The organism is Nocardia sp. NPDC003183 (genome assembly GCF_053590715.1).
In genome coordinates, this window is the sequence record NZ_JBSFTG010000002.1 from 102,472 (window position 1) to 121,351 (window position 18,880).

19 protein-coding genes are annotated in these 18,880 nt (G+C 67.5%); 10 read left to right on the forward strand and 9 right to left on the reverse strand.

The window, feature by feature from the left end:
- Window positions 1–148 precede the first annotated feature (148 nt).
- The 3 genes from ACWDXS_RS08280 to ACWDXS_RS08290 all read right to left on the reverse strand — a co-directional run bounded on the left by ACWDXS_RS08280 (window position 149) and on the right by ACWDXS_RS08290 (window position 3,781).
- On the reverse strand, window positions 149–2,401 hold the full coding sequence (locus tag ACWDXS_RS08280; RefSeq protein ID WP_449963619.1) for a carbon starvation CstA family protein: 2,253 nt from the start codon (window positions 2,399–2,401) through the stop codon (window positions 149–151).
- Window positions 2,402–2,526: 125 nt separating this feature from the next.
- On the reverse strand, window positions 2,527–2,934 hold the full coding sequence (locus ACWDXS_RS08285) for a VOC family protein (protein ID WP_379313938.1): 408 nt from the start codon (window positions 2,932–2,934) through the stop codon (window positions 2,527–2,529).
- Between the two features lie 4 nt (window positions 2,935–2,938).
- Window positions 2,939–3,781 (reverse strand): AraC family transcriptional regulator, encoded by an 843-nt coding sequence (locus ACWDXS_RS08290; RefSeq protein ID WP_378996575.1) that lies wholly within the window; start codon window positions 3,779–3,781, stop codon window positions 2,939–2,941.
- Window positions 3,782–3,975: 194 nt separating this feature from the next.
- Here ACWDXS_RS08290 and ACWDXS_RS08295 point away from each other — a divergent pair, with 194 nt between their 5' ends.
- The 5 genes from ACWDXS_RS08295 (at window position 3,976) to ACWDXS_RS08315 (ending at window position 9,360) form a co-directional block, all read left to right on the forward strand.
- Window positions 3,976–4,893, forward strand: a complete 918-nt coding sequence (locus tag ACWDXS_RS08295) for a quinone oxidoreductase family protein (protein ID WP_449963622.1) — start codon at window positions 3,976–3,978, stop codon at window positions 4,891–4,893.
- Between the two features lie 113 nt (window positions 4,894–5,006).
- A complete protein-coding gene (ychF, locus tag ACWDXS_RS08300) occupies window positions 5,007–6,086 on the forward strand; it encodes a redox-regulated ATPase YchF (protein ID WP_378996570.1) in 1,080 nt (359 codons plus the stop codon).
- Window positions 6,087–6,320: 234 nt separating this feature from the next.
- The gene (locus ACWDXS_RS08305) at window positions 6,321–7,625 is read left to right on the forward strand and encodes a cytochrome P450 (RefSeq protein WP_449963626.1); all 1,305 of its coding nucleotides are present in this window, start codon (window positions 6,321–6,323) and stop codon (window positions 7,623–7,625) included.
- A 161-nt stretch (window positions 7,626–7,786) separates the two neighbouring features.
- Entirely contained in the window at window positions 7,787–8,743 is a 957-nt protein-coding gene (locus tag ACWDXS_RS08310; RefSeq protein WP_449963629.1) for an alpha/beta fold hydrolase, read from the forward strand.
- A gap of 95 nt (window positions 8,744–8,838) precedes the next feature.
- Window positions 8,839–9,360 (forward strand): ATP-binding protein, encoded by a 522-nt coding sequence (locus ACWDXS_RS08315; protein WP_379314489.1) that lies wholly within the window; start codon window positions 8,839–8,841, stop codon window positions 9,358–9,360.
- A 35-nt stretch (window positions 9,361–9,395) separates the two neighbouring features.
- Here ACWDXS_RS08315 and ACWDXS_RS08320 read toward each other — a convergent pair whose 3' ends face one another.
- The 3 genes from ACWDXS_RS08320 to ACWDXS_RS08330 all read right to left on the reverse strand — a co-directional run bounded on the left by ACWDXS_RS08320 (window position 9,396) and on the right by ACWDXS_RS08330 (window position 11,803).
- Complete coding sequence (locus tag ACWDXS_RS08320) at window positions 9,396–9,965, reverse strand: TetR/AcrR family transcriptional regulator (RefSeq protein ID WP_449963633.1); 570 nt, start codon at window positions 9,963–9,965, stop codon at window positions 9,396–9,398.
- Window positions 9,966–10,016: 51 nt separating this feature from the next.
- Window positions 10,017–11,111: an agmatine deiminase family protein gene (locus tag ACWDXS_RS08325; RefSeq protein ID WP_449964712.1), complete on the reverse strand. Its 1,095-nt coding sequence runs from the start codon at window positions 11,109–11,111 to the stop codon at window positions 10,017–10,019.
- 92 nt (window positions 11,112–11,203) lie between these two features.
- Complete coding sequence (locus ACWDXS_RS08330) at window positions 11,204–11,803, reverse strand: class I SAM-dependent methyltransferase (protein WP_378996557.1); 600 nt, start codon at window positions 11,801–11,803, stop codon at window positions 11,204–11,206.
- A gap of 121 nt (window positions 11,804–11,924) precedes the next feature.
- On the opposite strand from ACWDXS_RS08330, the gene ACWDXS_RS08335 reads away from it, so the two are divergent.
- Entirely contained in the window at window positions 11,925–12,878 is a 954-nt protein-coding gene (locus ACWDXS_RS08335) for a DoxX family protein (RefSeq protein WP_449963636.1), read from the forward strand.
- A 251-nt stretch (window positions 12,879–13,129) separates the two neighbouring features.
- The gene (locus tag ACWDXS_RS08340) at window positions 13,130–13,414 is read left to right on the forward strand and encodes a hypothetical protein (protein WP_378996553.1); all 285 of its coding nucleotides are present in this window, start codon (window positions 13,130–13,132) and stop codon (window positions 13,412–13,414) included.
- Here ACWDXS_RS08340 and ACWDXS_RS08345 read toward each other — a convergent pair.
- Both ACWDXS_RS08345 and ACWDXS_RS08350 read right to left on the reverse strand, forming a co-directional pair.
- Complete coding sequence (locus tag ACWDXS_RS08345; protein WP_378996551.1) at window positions 13,411–13,734, reverse strand: hypothetical protein; 324 nt, start codon at window positions 13,732–13,734, stop codon at window positions 13,411–13,413. The two genes, ACWDXS_RS08340 and ACWDXS_RS08345, sit on opposite strands and share 4 nt — an antisense overlap.
- 19 nt (window positions 13,735–13,753) lie before the next feature.
- Window positions 13,754–14,239: a MarR family winged helix-turn-helix transcriptional regulator gene (locus ACWDXS_RS08350; RefSeq protein WP_378996549.1), complete on the reverse strand. Its 486-nt coding sequence runs from the start codon at window positions 14,237–14,239 to the stop codon at window positions 13,754–13,756.
- Between the two features lie 74 nt (window positions 14,240–14,313).
- Here ACWDXS_RS08350 and ACWDXS_RS08355 point away from each other — a divergent pair, with 74 nt between their 5' ends.
- On the forward strand, window positions 14,314–15,741 hold the full coding sequence (locus tag ACWDXS_RS08355; RefSeq protein ID WP_387447479.1) for an MFS transporter: 1,428 nt from the start codon (window positions 14,314–14,316) through the stop codon (window positions 15,739–15,741).
- A 1-nt stretch (window position 15,742) separates the two neighbouring features.
- On the opposite strand, the gene ACWDXS_RS08360 is transcribed toward ACWDXS_RS08355, so the two are convergent.
- Window positions 15,743–16,468, reverse strand: coding sequence for a helix-turn-helix domain-containing protein (locus tag ACWDXS_RS08360; protein ID WP_378996544.1), 726 nt, complete (start codon window positions 16,466–16,468; stop codon window positions 15,743–15,745).
- A 395-nt stretch (window positions 16,469–16,863) separates the two neighbouring features.
- Here ACWDXS_RS08360 and ACWDXS_RS08365 point away from each other — a divergent pair, with 395 nt between their 5' ends.
- A complete protein-coding gene (locus ACWDXS_RS08365; RefSeq protein ID WP_379314415.1) occupies window positions 16,864–17,448 on the forward strand; it encodes a CHAP domain-containing protein in 585 nt (194 codons plus the stop codon).
- A 188-nt stretch (window positions 17,449–17,636) separates the two neighbouring features.
- Window positions 17,637–18,785, forward strand: a complete 1,149-nt coding sequence (locus ACWDXS_RS08370; RefSeq protein WP_379314414.1) for a hypothetical protein — start codon at window positions 17,637–17,639, stop codon at window positions 18,783–18,785.
- Window positions 18,786–18,880 lie beyond the last annotated feature (95 nt).

Here is an 18,880-nt window from a genome sequence, read left to right on the forward strand (position 1 = left end):
ACCGCCCGCAGGCGTGCCCCCACGGTCGCATCCGAGCTCGCGGTAGCGATCGACGCTGTCCTGTCGACCAGCCCGGTGCGGTCGGTCGTCACGGCCGGGGCGCGGACGGCCGATCCACTGAACCGGCCGTCCGCATCCCTGGTCCCACTCAAGAGACGTGCGCCGATCCGGGCGCGCTCACCTTGCCCTCGGCGATCAGCACGTCCCACTCCTTCTGCACGTCCTTCTCGGCGGAGGTGGCGACGAAACCGCTCGGGGCGAAGATCTTCGACGGCTGTTCCTCGGACTCGGTGCTGGTCACCGTGCCCGTGCGAATCGCCTTCGCGCACACCAGCACTCCGACGGCGGTGACGATCAGTACCAGCACCGCGAACACGATCGACAGCGTGCCCTGGATGAAGGTGTTGCGGATCGCGATGTCGACCTGCTCGGGTGTCTTGGCGGTCAGGCAGGCCTTGCCCGCGTCCTTGGCGGCCTGGCACAGGCTGTGCTGTTTCCAGTAACCGAGCTTGGGATCGTCGGAGAAGATCTTCTGCCACGACGCGGTCATCGTGACCAGCAGATCCCACGCCAGCGGAACACCGGGAATCCACGCCCACTTCCATTGCCCGCGCTTGACGATGATCGTGAGCACCACGATCAGCGCGATCGCCGCGAGCAACTGGTTGGCGATGCCGAACAGCGGATACAGCGCGTTGATGCCGCCGAACGGATCGTTCACGCCCATCAGCAGCACCCCGCCCCAGCCCGCGACCACGATCAGCGAGCACAGCCAGGCGCCGATCCGCCACGACGGATCGCGGAACTTCTTGAACCCGCCGCCGAAGTTGCCCAGCGCGTCCGAGACCAGGAAGCGCGCCACACGAGTGCCCGCGTCGATGGTGGTGAGGATGAACAGCGCCTCGAACATGATCGCGAAGTGGTACCAGAAGGCCTTCATCGTCGAGCCGCCGAGGAATTGGGAGAAGACCTCGGAGATGCCGACCGCCAGGGTCGGGGCGCCGCCGGTGCGCGAGACGATCGACTTCTCGCCCACATCGGCGGCCGCGTCGGTGAACAGCTCCGGTGTCGCGGGCGGCCCGGACAGGCCGAGCGAATTCGTGAACTTGGCAGCACCTTCGGCCGTGCCACCGGTGAGTCCGGCCGAGGCGTTCATGCCGAAGTACAGGTGCTGGTCGATGATCGAGGCGGTGATGATCGCCATGACCGCGACGAACGACTCCATCAGCATGCCGCCGTAGCCGATCATCTTGGCATTGGATTCCTTGGCCAGCAGTTTCGGCGTCGTGCCGGAGGAGACCAGCGCGTGGAAACCCGAGAGCGCACCGCAGGCGATGGTGATGAACAGGAACGGGAACAGACTGCCCGCGAACGCGGGACCCGCACCGGTATGCGCGAATTCGGAGACGGCGGGCGCCTTCAGCACCGGCATCGTGATCAGGATGCCGACCGCGAGCAGCACGATCGTGCCGACCTTCATGAACGTCGACAGGTAGTCACGCGGGGCGAGCAGCAGCCACACCGGCAAGACCGAGGCGATGAAGCCGTAGGCGATCAGGCACCACGCGATGGTGGTGCGCGAGAGGGTGAACCAGTCCGCGCCCCACTCGGTTTCGGATACCCAGCCGCCGCCGATGATCGCGGCCAGCAGCAACACGATGCCGATCGCGGACACCTCGCCGACCGCACCCGGCCGCAGATACCGCAGGTACACGCCCATGAACAGCGCGATCGGGACGGTCATCGCGATGGAGAACACGCCCCACGGGCTCTCGCCGAGCGCGTTCACCACGACCAGTGCCAGCACCGCGAGCAGGATCGTCATGATCACCAGAATCGCCACGATCGCCGCGACGCCACCGACGAGGCCGAGCTCGTCGCGCGCCATCTGACCGAGGCTGCGGCCGCGCCGTCGGGTGGAGGCCCACAGCACCAGGTAGTCCTGCACCGCGCCGGCGAAGACCACGCCGACGATGATCCAGATGGTGCCGGGCAAATACCCCATCTGCGCGGCCAGCACCGGACCGACCAGCGGACCGGCGCCCGCGATGGCGGCGAAGTGGTGCCCGTAGAGCACCCGCCGGTCCATCGGCATGAAATCTTTGCCGTTGTCGTAGATTTCGGCGGGCGTGGCCACGTCGTCGCGCGGCTTGGTGATCTTCCACTCGATGAACCGCGCGTAGAAGCGGTAGGCGATGATGTAGGTACAGACCGCCGCGATCACGATCCACACCGCGTTCACGGACTCGCCGCGCACGAACGCGATGATCGCCCACGCGATAGCGCCGAGAACGGCGATCCCCGCGAACACGGCCTTCTTGGTGGGCGTGATCGGCGTGCGATCGACGACACCGACCGGAGGCAAGTCCGGGTCGGTCCGCAGATGTTCGATGGTCGCCATTGACTCAACTCTCCTGTATAACGCGCAGAGCCTCGGGTGAAGCAATCGACAACGTAGCCGATCGCCGAACTGCGACGGAGAGGTTCGCACACGATCGTGCGCAGAATGAAATTTTGTTCAGCAGGTCATTCGCCTCGGTACGTGCCGAAGCTCCAGAGGTTGCCTTCCGGGTCGGCGGCGCTGAAGCCGCGGGAGCCGTAGTCCTCGTCGCGCAGGTCGCGAATGATCGTCGCGCCCGCGGCCTTCGCCCTGTCGTAGAGCGCGTCGGGGTTGTCGATGACCAGGTAGAGGTTGGCGACGCCCGGTGGCCGGGTGCCGAAAGGGGTGTCGTCGCGGCCCGTGGAGCCGAACATGATGCCGCCGCCGCCCGGCAGGCGCAGTTCACCGTGTTCGACGACCGAGTCGTCGTTTTCCCTGGCGTAGACCGCGGTCGCTTCGAAACCGAAGGCGGTGGTGAGGAACTCGATCATGGCGCGGGCGTCGTCGAAGGCGAGGCAGGGCCAGATGGTGGTGGTGTTTGTTGAAGTGTCCATGCGTTCAGCCTCGCGCTTCCGCCGCGTTCGGGTCTTGGACGGATGGAATCTCCTCGGCGAGCCAGGCGGTGGGGGCCACGCCTGCCAGCTCGGCGAAGTCGCGGTTCAGGTGCGCCTGGTCGTAGTAGCCGCAGGTGGTCGCGATCTGGGCGATGGAGACATAGGACGGGGTGCCCGCCAGCATGCGCTTGGCTCGCTCGAATCGGATGATCCGTGCGGCCAGCTTGGGGCTCGCGCCGAATTCGGCGGTGAACTTGCGGGTCAGGTGCTGACGGGTCCAGCCGATCCGATCCGCGAGCGGATTGATCGAGCAGGTGCCGCCGGTTTTCACGAGAGCGTGCCAGGCCCACGTCAATTCGGGCCCGGCCAGCGTGTCTGTGCGTGCCGCGGCGGTCAAGGCTCGATCGCACGCGGCGAACCGGCTCGGCCAATCCTGGTGCGACTGCACCGCATCGGCGAGTTGATCGCCCAGAGTTCTCTGCGCTTGGGAGCATTCGATCGACATGTCCCACAGTTCGCTCGCGGGCATGCCGAACAGCACTCGGCAACCCAGCGGGGTCAGCTCGATCGCGACGCCTTCCTGAAAACCGGTGTGCGCGATCAACGCCGGGCTCGCCTGTAGGCCGCTCAAGACACAGCGGTAGCTGCCGGGGGCCTGGTGCGGGTCGGTCTGCTCGACGACATCGATGGTCGGGCCGACGGCGACGATGAACGTCATGTGCCGTGAGGGAAGGCCGCGATGCAGGCCCGGCTCGAAACCCGCGAGTCGATAGCCCACGTACCGGTCGATGAACGCTGCCAGCACCGGAGCGGGGGCCGCGGTCACCACCTCCGTGGTCGCCTCCATACGGGCCACGCTACGCCGGGTGTGTGGGATTGCCCACGCGTCTCGAGCATCGCCGCGGGGTAACCGAACCGTGAGGGTGCTCTCCGCGGCGCGGCGGAGGCGGTGAGATTTCGCACTCACGGGCTCATGGCCTGTGGAAACGCGAGGTCAGCCGGTTAATCTTGCGCCTTCGCTCAATTTACGCAGGAGGTGTCATGCGGCGGGTTCAATACGAGCGCGGCAGTGGTTCGGAGGCGCTCGAAGTCGTCGCGGCCGAGGTGCCGGTGCCCGGTGCCGGTGAGCTGCTCGTGCGGGTCGAGGCGATCGGGGTCACCCTGTCGGCGATTCGGCGGATCAGTGGCGACGCGGAGCAGGTGCGTGCCGAGGTGGCCGGTGAGGTCGTCGCGGTCGGTGACGGGGTCGACGGCTACAGCGCCGGCTACCGCGTCGTCGGCCTGTGCACCGCTGACGCCTACGCCGAGTACGTCGTGCTCGCGATCGACCAGGCCTCGGCGATCCCGGACGGCGCTTCTGCTGTCGACGCCGTCGCCCTGATGCGCAGCGGTCTCGTCGCCCTCGGCGCTCTCGACACCGCCGTACCGCGCGACGGCGAAACGGCGCTGGTCACCGCCGCCGCGGGTGGTGTCGGCCACCTCGCGGTGCAGCTGGCCCGCGTGCGTGGCGCGAGCTGGGTGGTCGGCGCGGTCTCCGACGAGTCGAAGGTCGACTTCGTGCGTGAACTCGGCGCCGACGAGGTGTTCACCTACGACCAGCTGCACTGCGGCAAGCAGGCCGACTACGCCCTCGACGGTGTCGGTGGCACCGGTCTCGGCGGCACCCTTGCCGGTCTCGCCGAAGGCGGTCGCGCGGTCACCTACGGCACCGGCGGCGGCCTCGTCGACACCGAAGACCTCCTCGCGGGCGGCAAATCCCTCACCGGTTTCCGGATCGGCCGTCTCGCCCAGCGCGACCCGGCTCGCTACGAGGACCTGCGACAGGAGGTGTGGCAGTACTACGCCTCCGGCCTGCTGCATCCGGTGGTGCACGCCGAGTTCGCCCTCGACGACGCCGCTGCCGCCCACGCGGTCATCGAGCAGCGCGCCAACCTGGGCAAGGTCGTCCTCGTTCCCTGACCGATCCGTCGGGAGGGGCCGTTCGCGGTCCGGCTCGCTGGTCAGGTGCCTGACCAGCGGGCCACAAGGGGGCCGCGAACCCGCCGCGCCGCAGGTGCGGCAAGATAATCACAGTGAGCCTCACCCTCGGAATCGTCGGCCTGCCCAATGTCGGAAAGTCGACGCTGTTCAACGCGCTGACCAAGAACGACGTGCTGGCCGCGAACTACCCGTTCGCGACCATCGAGCCCAACGTCGGCGTGGTCCCGCTGCCCGACCCGCGCCTGAACAAGCTCGCCGAGATCTTCGGTTCCGAGAAGATCGTTCCCGCCGTGGTGTCGTTCGTCGACATCGCCGGCATCGTGAAGGGCGCCTCCGAAGGCGCCGGCCTCGGCAACAAGTTCCTCGCCAACATCCGTGAGGCCGACGCGATCTGCCAGGTCGTGCGCGTGTTCGCCGACGACGACGTGATCCACGTCGACGGCCGGGTCGACGCCGCCGCCGACATCGAGGTCATCGAAACCGAGCTCATCCTCGCCGACCTGCAAACCCTAGAGAAGGCCATCCCGCGCCTCGAGAAGGAAGCCAGGGTCAAGAAGGACCGCAAGCCCCTGCTCGACGCCGCCAAGGTCGCCGAAGGTTTCCTCAACGAGGGCACCACGCTGTTCGCCGCGGGCAAGAAGATCGACGCCGACCTGCTGCGTGAGCTCTCCCTGCTCACCATCAAGCCGTTCCTCTACGTCTTCAACGCCGACGAGTCCGTCCTCACCGACGAGGCCAAGGTCGCCGAGTTGAAGGCTTCCGTCGCCCCCGCCGACGCTGTCTTCCTCGACGCCAAGGTCGAAGCCGAACTTCTCGAACTCGACGACGAATCCGCCCTCGAACTCCTGGAATCCATCGGCCAGTCCGAACCCGGCCTGCACGCCCTCGCCCGCGCCGGTTTCCACACCCTCGGTCTGCAGACCTACCTCACCGCAGGCCCGAAGGAATCCCGAGCCTGGACCATCCATCAGGGCGACACCGCCCCCAAGGCCGCCGGCGTCATCCACACCGACTTCGAACGCGGCTTCATCAAGGTCGAACTCGTCGCCTTCGACGACCTGGTAGAAGCGGGATCGATGGCCGCCGCCAAGGCCGCGGGCAAGGTCCGCATGGAGGGCAAGGAATACGTCATGCACGACGGCGACGTCTGCGACTTCCGCTTCAACGTGTAAACCCTTGCGCCTGGGGCGATCGGCGAAGCCTCAGGCGCACGATCTCCCTTCGGGAGGTCTTGACCAGTTCTGTCCTGTGCTGCTGACCTCGGGCGCTCGACGGACCGCCGCGCTGCCTGCCCATGCTCTCGAGATCCCCTTCCGGCGGGTCCCGCGCGCCCTGTGATGTTCGTTATAGCCGTGTGCTATTCGTTGCAACCACAGGATGCGCCGGTTCGAACGACGGAGGGCTGGATGAAACCGCATTACATGTATCGGTGGGTCAACAATCACGGGTTGGTTCTGCTGTTCAAGAAGATGCTGATCCGGCGTGGCAATCCGTTCGCTCGGTTGATCGGCGGCGCGGAGGGTATCGAGAATCCGTACGCGCTGATCGAGGAGATGCGCGGGGAGGGCGGGTTGATCCGTGCCCTTCCGGTATGGATCACCTTCGATCACGATATGGTCCGGGAAATCCTGCGCGACAACCGTTTCGGTGTCGGTATACCGACGGTGTTCGGGATTCCGGGGCCGGTGATGCGCGCGCTGGAGCGGCGGCCCCTCCCGCCGAATCTGATGGATCCGCCGTCGATGCTGGTGGTCGACGATCCCGAGCACAACCGGATGCGCAAACCGGTCTCCGCGGCGTTCACCCCGCGTGCCATCGCCCGGCTGCGCGACCGGATCGAGACGGTCACCGGGGAACTGCTCTGGGCGCTCCCCGACGACGGGCCCACCGACCTGGTCGCGCGGTACGCGGCGCAGGTCCCCATCGCCATCATCTCCGAGATGCTCGGCTTCCCGGACGCCGACCGCGAGATGTTCCTGCACTGGGGTGACGACATCAGTCCGTTGCTCGACCTCGGGATCTCGTGGCAGACGCACCAGCGGGCGATGGAATCCTCGGAGCGACTGCACCAGTATCTCGTCGAGCACCTCGAGCGACTGCGCGCCGAGCCCGGCGACGACATCCTCAGCAGCCTGGTCACCTCGGGGGACCTGTCCACCTACGAACTGTGCGCGTCGGCGACCCTGCTGATGGCCGCGGGCTTCGAAACCACGGTCAACCTGATCGGCAAGGGCATCGTCTGGCTGCTCCAGCACCCCGAACAGCTGGACCGGTTGCGTGCCGAGCCGGAACTCTGGACCAACGCGGTGGAGGAGATCCTCCGGATCGATCCGCCGGTGCAGTCCACCGCGCGCACCACCAGGACAGCGCTGGAGATCGGTGGTGTCCGGTTGCGCGAGGGGTCGACGGTGGTGCTGTCGCTGGCCGGCGCGAACCGCGACCCCGCCGTGTTCACCGACCCGGCCCGCTTCGACGTAACCAGGAGCAACGCCAAGAATCATCTGTCCTTCAGCAGCGGTAGTCATGTGTGCCTCGGCGCCGGTCTGGCCCGGATGGAAGCCGCGCATGCCCTGCGCGCGCTGTTCGAGACGTATCCGGATCTGCGATTGACCCATCCGCCCACCCGCCGGCCGCTGTTCACCCTGCACGGTTATCAGCACCTACCCGCGCACACCGGTCCACGCGTCCGCAGCCAGGTCCCCATCGGCTGACCCGCTCAGCACGCCCCGCCACCGGGTGAGCTCGACGAGCGACACCTAGGTGGTGTTCTGCGCACCCTCGGAGGAGCGGTCCAAGCACTCGGGGACCTGCTGGTGAAACCCGTTTCGGTGGAGAGTTGAACCTGTCACCACACGCGAAACCGGAGGCTCCGATGTCGATCATCAGCACAATCGCCCACTCGGCGGAGCGTCGTGTCTCGGTGTCGACCGGTGACGGGGTGGAGCTCGCGGTTCGTGAGTACGGGGCGCGGAACGCGGACATGACGGTTGTTCTCATTCACGGGCATTGCCTGCGGACCGAATCGTGGACGGATGTGCGGGACGCGCTGCTGCGCGAGCACTCCGGTGCCAAGGTCGTCTGCTACGACCATCGCGGGCACGGCGACTCCGCTATCGCGTCGAGGAAGACCTACAACATCGAACAGCTCGGTCATGATCTGCACGACGTGCTCGACGTTGTCGCGCCGACCGGCCCGGTCGTGCTGGTCGGGCATTCGATGGGTGGCATGACCGTGCTGACCTACGTCGACCAGTACCGGCACGAGGTCGGGACGCGCATCGTCGGTGTCGGGCTCGTCGCCACCGCCGCGAGCGGGCTCGCCGACGCGGGTTTCGGCCGGCTGCTGCACAACCCGATCGTCCCTGTCTTCCAGGCCGCGGTGCGGTGCGCGCCGCGGCTGATGCAGCACGCGAAAGTGCTGGCCTGCAAGGTCTTCGCCCCGGTCGTGCGCGCTGCCGAGTTCGGTGATCGCAAGGTCAGCCGGCGCGTGCTGGCACTGGCCGAGGCGATGCACAACGCGACGTCGATCGTGACCATGGCCACCTTCCTGAGCGCCTTCAAGACCTTCGACCGCACCGCCGCCCTGGGCACTCTCTCGACCGTTCCCACCATGATCCTGTGCGGTTCCGCCGACCTGATGACGCCGCCGTCGCATTCGGTCGCCATGGCCGCCGCCGTCGACTACGCCGACTTCGTTCAGATCGACGGCGCGGGTCATTCGGTCATCCTGGAACAGCCCGCCCAGGTCGCCCAGGCCATCGCCCGGCTGGTCGCTCGCGCGGACCGTGCCGGTCGGCCCGCACGCGCCCAGCTGGCCCTGGCAGCCTGAGTCAGCCACCACCGCGGGATCAGCTCTCGTCGAGCTGGGGACGCCGGACGGATCGGCCGGTGAGGCCGGCGAACTAGCTGCTACGGTCCGATTCTGTGATCGTTTGGCTCAACGGGACCCATGGCGCAGGCAAGACGACGACCAGTGGGCTCGTGCAACAGCTGATTCCGGATTCGCGGGTGTTCGATGCCGAGAAGGTCGGTGAGACGCTCATGGACGTCACGCCGGGGCTGCCCGCGACGAACAACTTCCAGCATTGGCCACCGTGGCGCCCCCTGGTGGTCGAGACCGCCCGGCACATTCTCGACTACACCGGCGGCACGCTGGTGATGCCGATGACCGTGCTGGTCGAGCAGTACTGGCGCGAGATCAGTACCGGGCTCGCGCGGCACGCGATCCCGGTACGGCACTTCGTCCTGCACGCGGACCAGCAGACCCTGCGCGGGCGTATCGAGGGCGACACCGTTCTCGGTCCGTCGGCATTCCGTCTCGCGTATCTCGAGCCCTACGCGGAGGCTGCCCGTACGTGGCTGCACAGTGAGGCCGAGGTCGTGGACACCACGCTTCTCACCCCTGGTGAGGCTGCCCAGCGGATCGCGGACGCCGTGAACAAGTGACGGGCCGGTCGAGCGAAGACTGCTCGAGCAGTCGGCTAAGCCCTGTCGAGTTCGAGTTCTATTGCGCTGGTGAGGATCTGGCGAGCTCGGGGGAGGGGCAGCGAGCCGCTGTGCCAGCGTTCGCTGAGGCCTTCCACCAGTGTGGTGAGGCGTTCCGCGGTGATGCCGGCGTCGACGGTGGCCGCGACTGTGCCGGATTGCTGGGCCCGGCGGATGAGGGTTTCCACGTCGGCGTTCCAGGTTTCGGTGGTGGCGCACAGGGGCGCGCGCAGGTCGGGGTGGAAGACCGCGCTGGCGCGCAGTTCGCCCCAGGCGACGCTGGTTTCGCGGACTCGGTCGGTGTCTTGGAGTTCGAGCAGCAGCATGTGCTCGACCTGCGCGCGCGGATCGGTCGCATCGGCGGCGTCCGTGTAGGTCTGGGCGCGGTGGTTGATGTGTTCGAGCGCGGCGCGCAGGATGCCCGCGCGATCCTTGAAGTGGTAGTAGATCAACGCGGTGGACACTTCGGCCGCCGCGGCGAGCTTCTCGACGCGCAGGCCGCGTACGCCGTCCTCGGCGATGACGCGGACGGCGGCTTCCATGATCTGGGTACGACGGTCCGACACGATTCCTCACAGTAGGCGCACGTGATCGCGGCGGTGGTGCCGCTGCCGCGCTCAGCCGGCGGGTTCCTGCTGGGTGGTGCAGTGGATACCGCCGCCACCAGCGGCGATGCCATCGATGTTGATCTGCACCACCTCCCGGCCGGGAAACAGCCGCTCCAGGGTGGATTTGGTGGCGGCATCGGTCGCCGGATCACCGAATTCGGGGCCGACGACGGCACCGTTGCAGACGTAGAAGTTGATGTAGCCCGCGGCGAAATCGTCGTCCGCGAACTGCTCGCGCACCGTGGCCGGACCCTCGAGCACCTCGACTCGCAGCGCGCGACCGTGCGCGTCGGTCGCCGAGCGCAGGATGTCGAGGTGGCGACGGGTGACGTCGTAGTCGAAGGAATCCGGGTCGTTGTCGAGCCCGGCGACGACCACGCCGGGACCGGCGAAGCGGGCGTAGAAATCTGTGTGCCCGTCGGTGATGTCCGCGCCCGCGATGCCGGGCAGCCAGATCACCTTCTCGATACCGAGCAGGTAGTCGAGTTCCTCTTCGACATCGGCCTTCTTCCAGCCGGGGTTGCGATTGTTGTTGAGTACGCAGCTCTCGGTGATGATCGCCGTGCCCTCTCCGTCGACCTCGAGCGCGCCGCCTTCGAGTACCAGATCGGTGTGCAGAGTCTCGACGCCCGCGCGGCCGGTGACGAACTGCGCCACCTTGCTATCGGCGCGGTAATCCTGCTTCTCACCCCAGCCGTTGAAGTTGAAATCCACACCGGCCCTGGCATTGCCGCTTCGTACGAACACCGGGCCGGTGTCGCGCATCCACAGGTCGTCGAGGTCGGTGGTGATCAGCTCCACGTTCGCGTTACCGATCAGGCTCTGCGCCCGTGCCAGATCGCCGGGGCGCACCAGCATCGAGACCGGTTCGAAGCGGGCGATCGTGGTGGCGATGGTGGCCAGGTTGCGCTGGACCTCCGGCACCAGCTTCGCGCCCCAGATCTGCTCGTCGGCCACGAACGCCATCCAGGTGCGCTGGTGCGGCTGCCCCTCCTCGGGCATGAGCCAGGTCCTGTCGTCGCTGTCTGCACTGTCGTCGCAGCCCGCCACCAGCACGCTGAACGCGGCCATCGTGGCCTGGACGAACGTACGTCGTCGCATCAGGTTCTCCTTTCCGCTGTCGAGAACCGTACATCCTGACTGAAAATTTAGTCAAGAATGGCGATCCGTGTCAGCCAGGCGACGGCGTCGTGGTTTCACGACTTGACGACCGCCAGCGCGGAGTGGGGCCGGACGTCTCCCACTGCGGGGTGGTGGAGGCGGTCGACCTCGGTGAATCCGGCCGCGCGCAGGACTTCGGCGAGCTGGTCGGTGGGGTAACGGTAGGCGGTGGTGACTTTGTGGGGGAAGGGTTCGACGGTGTCGGTGGACTCGAAGAAGCCGATCACCAGGCGGCCGTTCGGGGTGAGCACCCGGTGGAATTCCGCCAGCACGGTGGGGAGTTCCGCAGGGGGCATGTGGATGAGCGAGAACCAGGCGAGGATGCCGGGGACGGACGCGGTGGGCGCATCGAGGGAACGGATCGAGCCGAGTTCGAACGCGATGTCCGGGTAGGCCGCCCGCGCGTAGGCGATGAATTCGGGGACCAGGTCTATGCCGGTGGCGGGGACGCCGGCGTCGGTGAGGAACTTCGTGAAGTGGCCGGGGCCGCAGCCGAGGTCGAGGACGGGGCCCGGGGCCAGGTGGGTGAGGGCGAAGGCCGCGTCGTCGGGGGGGAGGTCGGAAGGGGAGCCGAACAGATCGATGTAGAGGGTGTGGATGGCGGTGTAGGCGGCTTGGACGGTGTTGTCGGGCACCCGGTCGACGCTAGTCACTGAACAGGGCATGCCCGGTTTCGTCCATCGTTTGTGATGGGAAGACCCGGGTAGTCGAATGTAGGGAGCCGTTTTCCCAGTCGTAGACACGAAGGGATCGACGATGCCGATCAAGCCTGTTCGACGCATTGCTCGCGCACTGCTGGGGACCACATTCGTGGCCGCCGGAGTGAACGGGTTGATGAATCAGAAGCCCCGCGCCGCCGCCGCCAACGCGCTGGCCGACAAGGGCAGGACCGGCCTGCCCGACGCACTGGCGGCACGGGTGCCCGACGATCCGAGTCAATTCGTCCGCGTGAACTCCGCGGCGCAGGTGGTCGGTGGGTTGTTGCTGGCCAGCGGACGCGCGCCGCGGCCCGCGGCCCTGGTGCTCGCCGCGACCGTGGTGCCGGGAACCGTCACCGAGCAGGACTTCTGGGCCGAGAACGACCCCGACCGCAGGGCAGCCAAGCGGGTGGGGTTCTTGAAGGACCTCGGGTTGCTCGGCGGGCTGATGATCGCGGCGGCCGACACCGAGGGCAAGCCGTCGCTGGGCTGGCGGGCCCGGCGAGCGTTCTCGCGTGAGGAGCCCCGCATCGCGGCCGAGGGCGCTGCCATCGCCGCCGCGGCCAAGGTTCGGGGCGCGCACCTCGCCGATGTCGCCCACGAGCAGGGCGCGCATCTGGCGGAGGTCGCGAACGAGCGAGGCGCCGCGCTGGCCGAGATCGCCCGGGAACGTGGGCCGCAGCTGGCGGACGCGGTGCGCAGCCGCAGCGCCCATCTGGTCGAGGTGGCCAAGGATCGTGGCCCCGAGGTGGCCGAAGCCGTGCGCAGCCGTGGCGCGCACCTGGTCGAGGTGGCCAAGGATCGAGGTCCCGAGGTGGCCGAGGCGGCGCGCACCCGCGGTGCCCAGATCGCCGACGTCGCCAAGGAGAAGGGTCCCGAGCTGGCCGAAGCCGCGCGCGAACGAGGCACGTATCTGGTGGATACGGCTCGCGAACGCGGTTCGGAATTGGCCACCGCCGCACGGGAGCGTGAGGAGATCGCAGCTCCCGCACGCCGGTGGCCGAGGCGATAGCACTCGAATCCTAGAGGCCGGGCCGGGCCACGATGACGAGGTGAACCCGGCCGGTCTGTTCGTTATGCCCCGATAATCGTGGTCTGGCGTTCCCACCTGCTGTGGCGCACCATAAATCCGGGGTCGGGCATACCGACGAACTCACCGCGCGAACCTGACATCGGGGCAATCCGGCGAATTAGGTTTGGCGGTGAGTTCTGGTGTGAATACTGGGCATTCGCAATGCTTTTCGACAGAGTGGGATTCATCTGATGTTGTCCGGTCGTGAAACGTCCAAGCCGTATGCCGTTCGAGTCGCAGTGGTGGGAGCGACGGTGCTGATCGGACTGCTCGGTTCGGCGGGAACCGCTGCGGCACTTCCGGGTTCGGGCTCGGCATCCGGTTCGGCCAGTGGTTCCGCGAACCTGGCCTCGGGTTCGGCATCCGGGTCGGGTGCGGTCGATCCGGCGGTCGCCTCCTACCTCACCTGGCAGTCGACGCAGTTCATCCACAACACCCTGCGCATGCTGCTCTCGGTCCCGCTGCGCAACAGTTAGTTCCAGGCTTTTTCCCAGCGCTCCGCTGCCCAGTCGCGCACCTCGCCGCTGAGCAGAATCGCGGGTAGCAGCAGCGCGAAGCCGATCAGCAGGATCGCCAGGCGTACCCACACACTGAGTTCGCCGAGGGCGCGCAGCAGCGCGGGCAGGACGCAGAGCACGGCGAGCGCGACGAGGACGATCGCCGCGAGATTGTGTCCTGGCCCGGCGATCAGCGCGGCGCAGACGCCGAAGCACAGGCCGAGGACCAGTCCGCCGACGCCGACGAAGTAGTTGTCCCAGGAAAGCCAGCTCGGGCGGGTAGACCGGTGAGTGACCACGCCGGGCAGCCTAGCGCGCTCAGCTGTCGCTGTGCGGCGGTCTGGGCCACGGGTTTTCCTCCAGCTGTTCGACCGATCGGTTGAACTTGCGCATCAGCCTGCTGAGCTCGGTGACATCGTCGGCGTCCCAGTCGGCGACGACCTTGCCGATATCGCTGCTGCGGTGCCGTCGATCGGCTTCGAGCGCGGCCTTGCCGTCGGCGGTCATCTTGATCTTGCGGGCGACACCGCCGTCGGGATCGGGAACTCGTTGCACCAGTTCCTGCTTCAACATCGCGCCGACCTGGCGGTTGATGGTGGAGATGTCGAGCTGGAAGGACTCCGACAACTCGCGCAGGCTCAGCGGTTCGCCGAGATCGAGCCGGGTCAGGATGAGGAACGCCGATCGGTCGAGCAGGAAACCGGGGCGTCTGCGGGTGGTGGTGGGGAAGTGCCGCGAGATCAGGTTCAGCTCGAACACCAGGCGGGTGAAGGGGGTGTCGTCGGCGGGGCCGGAATCGGGCATGTGCCAACTATGTCGTGTGGGTCACCCCGGCACCAAATTGTGTACTATGCACATGCTGTGTACTGTGCAATTTCGTGTCTGTAACTGCCGAGGCCGCACCGGCCATCCCCGAAACCCGACGTCCGGCCCCGGCCGTGCTGATCGCGGTGCTCAGTACGGTCGGCATCGTCGTCTCGCTCATGCAGACGCTGGTCATTCCGATCATCCCGTCGCTGCCGACCCTGCTGAACACGTCGGCGTCCAATGCCTCCTGGGTGGTCACCGCCACCCTGCTGGCCGGCGCGGTGTCGACGCCGATCGCCGGACGACTCGGCGACATGTTCGGTAAGCGCCGCATTCTCGTCACCAATCTCGGGTTCATGATCGTCGGCTCGGTGGTCTGCGCGACCGCGAGCTCGCTGCTGCCCGAGGTGATCGGCCGGTCGCTGCAGGGCATCGCGGTGGGCGCGATCCCGCTGGGGATCAGCATCATGCGCGACGAACTCCCGCCCGAGAAGGTCGGCGGCGCGATGGCCGTGATGAGCGCGACCCTCGGTGTCGGCGGTGCCGTCGGCCTGCCGTTCTCGGCGCTGATCGCGCAGAACGCGAACTGGCACATGCTGTTCTGGACCGCGGCCGGACTCGGTGTGGTGTGCGCGGTGCTGGTTGTGGTGTTCGTACCGGAATCGCCGGTGCGCACGCCCTCACGCTTCGACTTCGCTGGTGCGATCGGCCTCTCGATCGCCCTGCTCACGTTGCTGATCGGCATCACCAAGGGCGCCGACTGGGGCTGGGCCAGCGGCTCGATCCTCGCGCTGTTCGCTCTGTCGCTGGTGAGTTTCCTCGGCTGGGGCGCCTATGAACTGCGCCGCACCGCGCCGCTCGTCGACCTGCGGGTCTCGGCCCGCCCACGGGTGCTGTTCACCAATATGGCCTCGATCGCGGTGGGCTTCTCGCTCTACGGCATGTCACTGACGTTCCCGCAGCTGCTCATGGCGCCCGAGCAGACCGGCTACGGTTTCGGGCTGTCGATGGTGGTCGCGGGCCTGGTGATGGCGCCGACCGGTCTGGTGATGATGCTGCTCTCGCCGGTGTCGGCGCGCCTGACGGCGAAGAAGGGCCCGAAGTTCACGCTGGCGCTCGGCTCGGCCGTGATCGCTGTCGGCTACCTGTGCGCGGTCGTGATGATGGACACCGTGTGGCAGATCATCCTGTCGGCGGTCATCGTCGCGGGCGGCGTCGGCCTGGCGTACGCGGCCATGCCCGCGCTGATCATGGGTGCGGTGCCGCTGAGCGAGACCGGCGCCGCCAACGGCCTCAACTCGCTGATGCGTTCCATCGGCACCTCGACCTCGGCGGCGGTGATGGGTGTCGTGCTCGCCCATATGACCATGCAGCTGGGCCCGCACCTGGTGCCGACCCGGTCGGCGTTCCACACCGCGTTCTTCATCGCGATGGCGGGTGCGGTCGCGGCGATCGCTTTGACCATGTGCATCCCGATGGGCAAGAAGAAAGCCGGCTGAGTCAGTCCGCGATCGGCGAGTACACCACCAGCGACCAGTCCCGGCGCGGCACCAGGGCGGCGCCGAGGGAGTGCACCGCCATCGGCACCGCCGCGCCGGTGTGCGGATCGCGCAGCTGCACCACCGGGCCGTCGGGTCCGTGCGCGGCCGGGGGCTCGGTGGTCCAGAACTTCTCCCACTCGGGAGCCTGCGCGCATGTGCCGACGATCTCGGCGATCCGTGCCCGCGCCGCCAATCCCGGCCCCATCACGCGAAACCCGTAGACGCACATGTGCACTTGCTGCTCCCAGTCGACCAGGGCCGCCTTGGCGCGCGGATCGAGGAGCATCCACTCGAGCATCGACTCGCCCGTTTCCAGGCCGGGGAAGACGAGCCGCCACGCGGCATTGGTGGCCAGGACCTCGAAGACCGGATGTAGTTGCAGGCTGGCCGGATGGGTGATCCCGTCGATCAGCACCTGGTCGGCCGGGCGGACCAGCGACGGTGGCGAGTCGTAGCGAGGCGCCACCGACAGCGAGACCAGATGGTCGCGGAACACTTCGGGTACGTCGAGCGCGTCGAACAGCGCGGTGAGCGCCTCCAATGTCGGTGTGCGAGTACCCTGTTCGATCTTCTGGATGAGAGCGGGCGAGATGCCTGCCGCCTCGCCGAGCGCCGACCTGGTCAGGCCCGACGATTCGCGGCGTTCGCGCAGGTACCGCGATATCGACGCGTTCGGGTCTTCCACAATGCACTCCTGTTTCGGTCGCCGGTACAAATTGGGACAGTCGTCTAGCTTGACCGAGGGTAAAGGTTTCGCTGACACTCATGTCAGCCGAGCGGGAGACCGCCTGGCTGCCCGGTCGCCGCGCCCAGGACGATTTTCGGCCTTTGTGCTGGTCGGGCCAGTGTGTTCCGGAGCGGAAGTGTTCGACACCACCCCTGCGCGGACGATTGTCGCCGGAGGGGACGGCGCGCGCGCTCGCCTCGTGCGCGCCGAGAGCGATTGCCGGGCTGATACCCGGGTGGCGCAGGGGTCCATCCGGTGGTCGCCCGTCCGCTTCGGAAAACACGCGTGAGCGGGAACCGAAAGCGCTCGTGATTCGTCCAATAGGTCAGAAGGATGAACGAGAGCGGGGGGCGATGACGCAGATTCGAGCCGAACGACCTGGACGGCGCACGTCCTGGATCGCCGGCATCTCCGGGATGCTGGCGGCGGCGACGGTCGTCGCTGTCGGACTGGTGTGGTGGCAGCACGATTGGGGTGATCAGTTCCCCGCGCTCGACAGCGAACGTCTCGACGAGCAGCAGATCGTGCTCGTGGATGTGTTGCGCCGCGAATACGAGCAGCCCGGCGACGGCCCGAAGTACGCCGAGGGCGTCCAGGAGGCCTGGTGCGCCGACTTCGTGAGCTGGACGATGCGCGAGGCGGGCAGGCCGCTGGCGAACCCGAACTCCGGTTCCTGGCGCATCCCCGGCGTGTACACGCTGCAGGAGTACTACCAGCGGGTCGGCCGATTCACCCGCCCCGACGTCGGCTACCGGCCACGCACCGGCGACGTCGTGCTCTACGGTCCCGACAGTCCGCTCGGTCAGCACACCAACATCGTGCTGAAGGCGGAGGGGGACACGATCACCACCATCGGCGGCAACGAGCTGGGCGGGGTTCGGGTGCGCACCATCACCCCGGCCGAAACCGCAGATCTGGTCGGTTACGGGCGATTCTGAAATCGATTGGCGCTCAAGACAACTGCGAGGATCCTGGACGGCGGTACCACGCTGATACCCGTACCATGGAACTCGCGGCGCCCGGCAGCGCCGTCGCCGGCTCCTCCGTCCTGCTTCCCCCTCATCGGCAGGACGGGGGAGTTGTGCCACCAGCAGCGGGTTCGCCGACGTCACGTACCGTGTTCGATGTGCGTGTGAAGGTGGACGAAGAGCCACGTCGTGACCCGATGTGGATCGAGTACGCCGATTTCGGCGAACGGTTCGTCACCTACGCGGTGACCGAGGAGCGCATCGCCGCCGCCGTGTCGGGGATGACCGGGCGTGGCGTGAAGATCGGGCCGTTCTCGCTCGGGCCCGCGGGATTGGCCGGTTTCGTCGCCGAGGGCACGCTGGGCACCCCCGTGGTCACCCGCACGCCCGGTGACGCGCTGAGCTTCGGTGTGCGGATCCCGCTGACCCTGGCCGTGAACCTGGTTCTGGGCGGACGCAAACTGCGCCTGGCAGCCGTGGTGGAGATCGGGCTCACGCTGCACGCCCGCACCGCCGCTCCGCTGCTGGTCGTGATCGATGTCGCCCCGGTGACGGCCAAGGATGTCAGCTTCACCTTGCGCGCCGAGGCCATCGACGGTGCGTGGGAAATGCTGCTCGACCCGATCGCGGGCCTGGTGCAGCGCGAGGTCGCCAACCGGGTCAACGCCATCGTGGGCGATCCGAAGGTCCGTTCGGAGCGCGTCTTCGACATCGAGGCGATCCTGGACGGCTACCGCTCACCGCATCGCAACGACACCGTTTTCGACTGGATCGACTACCGCGAGTTCGGGCTGCGCTTCTTCACCACCATCGTCACCAGGGATCGTGTGCACGGCGTGGTCGGTCAGCTGGCGGGCAGCGCGATCGAGGTGGGACCGTTGTCCGAGGGCCCGCGCGGCGCGGCCACGGTGACCGTGCGCGGGGCGATCGAGCAGCCACGGGTGATCGATCGTGGCCTCGGTGAGCCGGGTGACCTGCGGATCTTCGATATGACGCTGCCGGTGGGGCTCGATATCACCGTCGACGTGCTCAAGGCCAACCACTACCGTGCCGACCTGGAGATCCCGCTCGTTCTCACGGCACGGGCCGCCGAGCCGCTCCAGATCGTGATCGAGGTGCCGCCGCCCGCGCTCGAGGACATCTCGATGGAGTTCACCGCGAAGGGCCTGCGGGCGGCCACCCTCGGCCGATTGGCCGGGATCAAGAAGCAGGTGATGGCACAGGTCGTCGCGGTGGTCAGCACCGAACTGGCCGATCCGACCGGACGCACCATCGATGTGGGCGCGGCGATCGACGGCGCGGCCTGACTCCTGTGACTCGTGGGGCGAATGTTGCCATTGGTTCTGGCGGTTCCCCTGGGGTTGTGGTGCAATGAGTCGCACGTTCTAGACTCCCGGCGCGC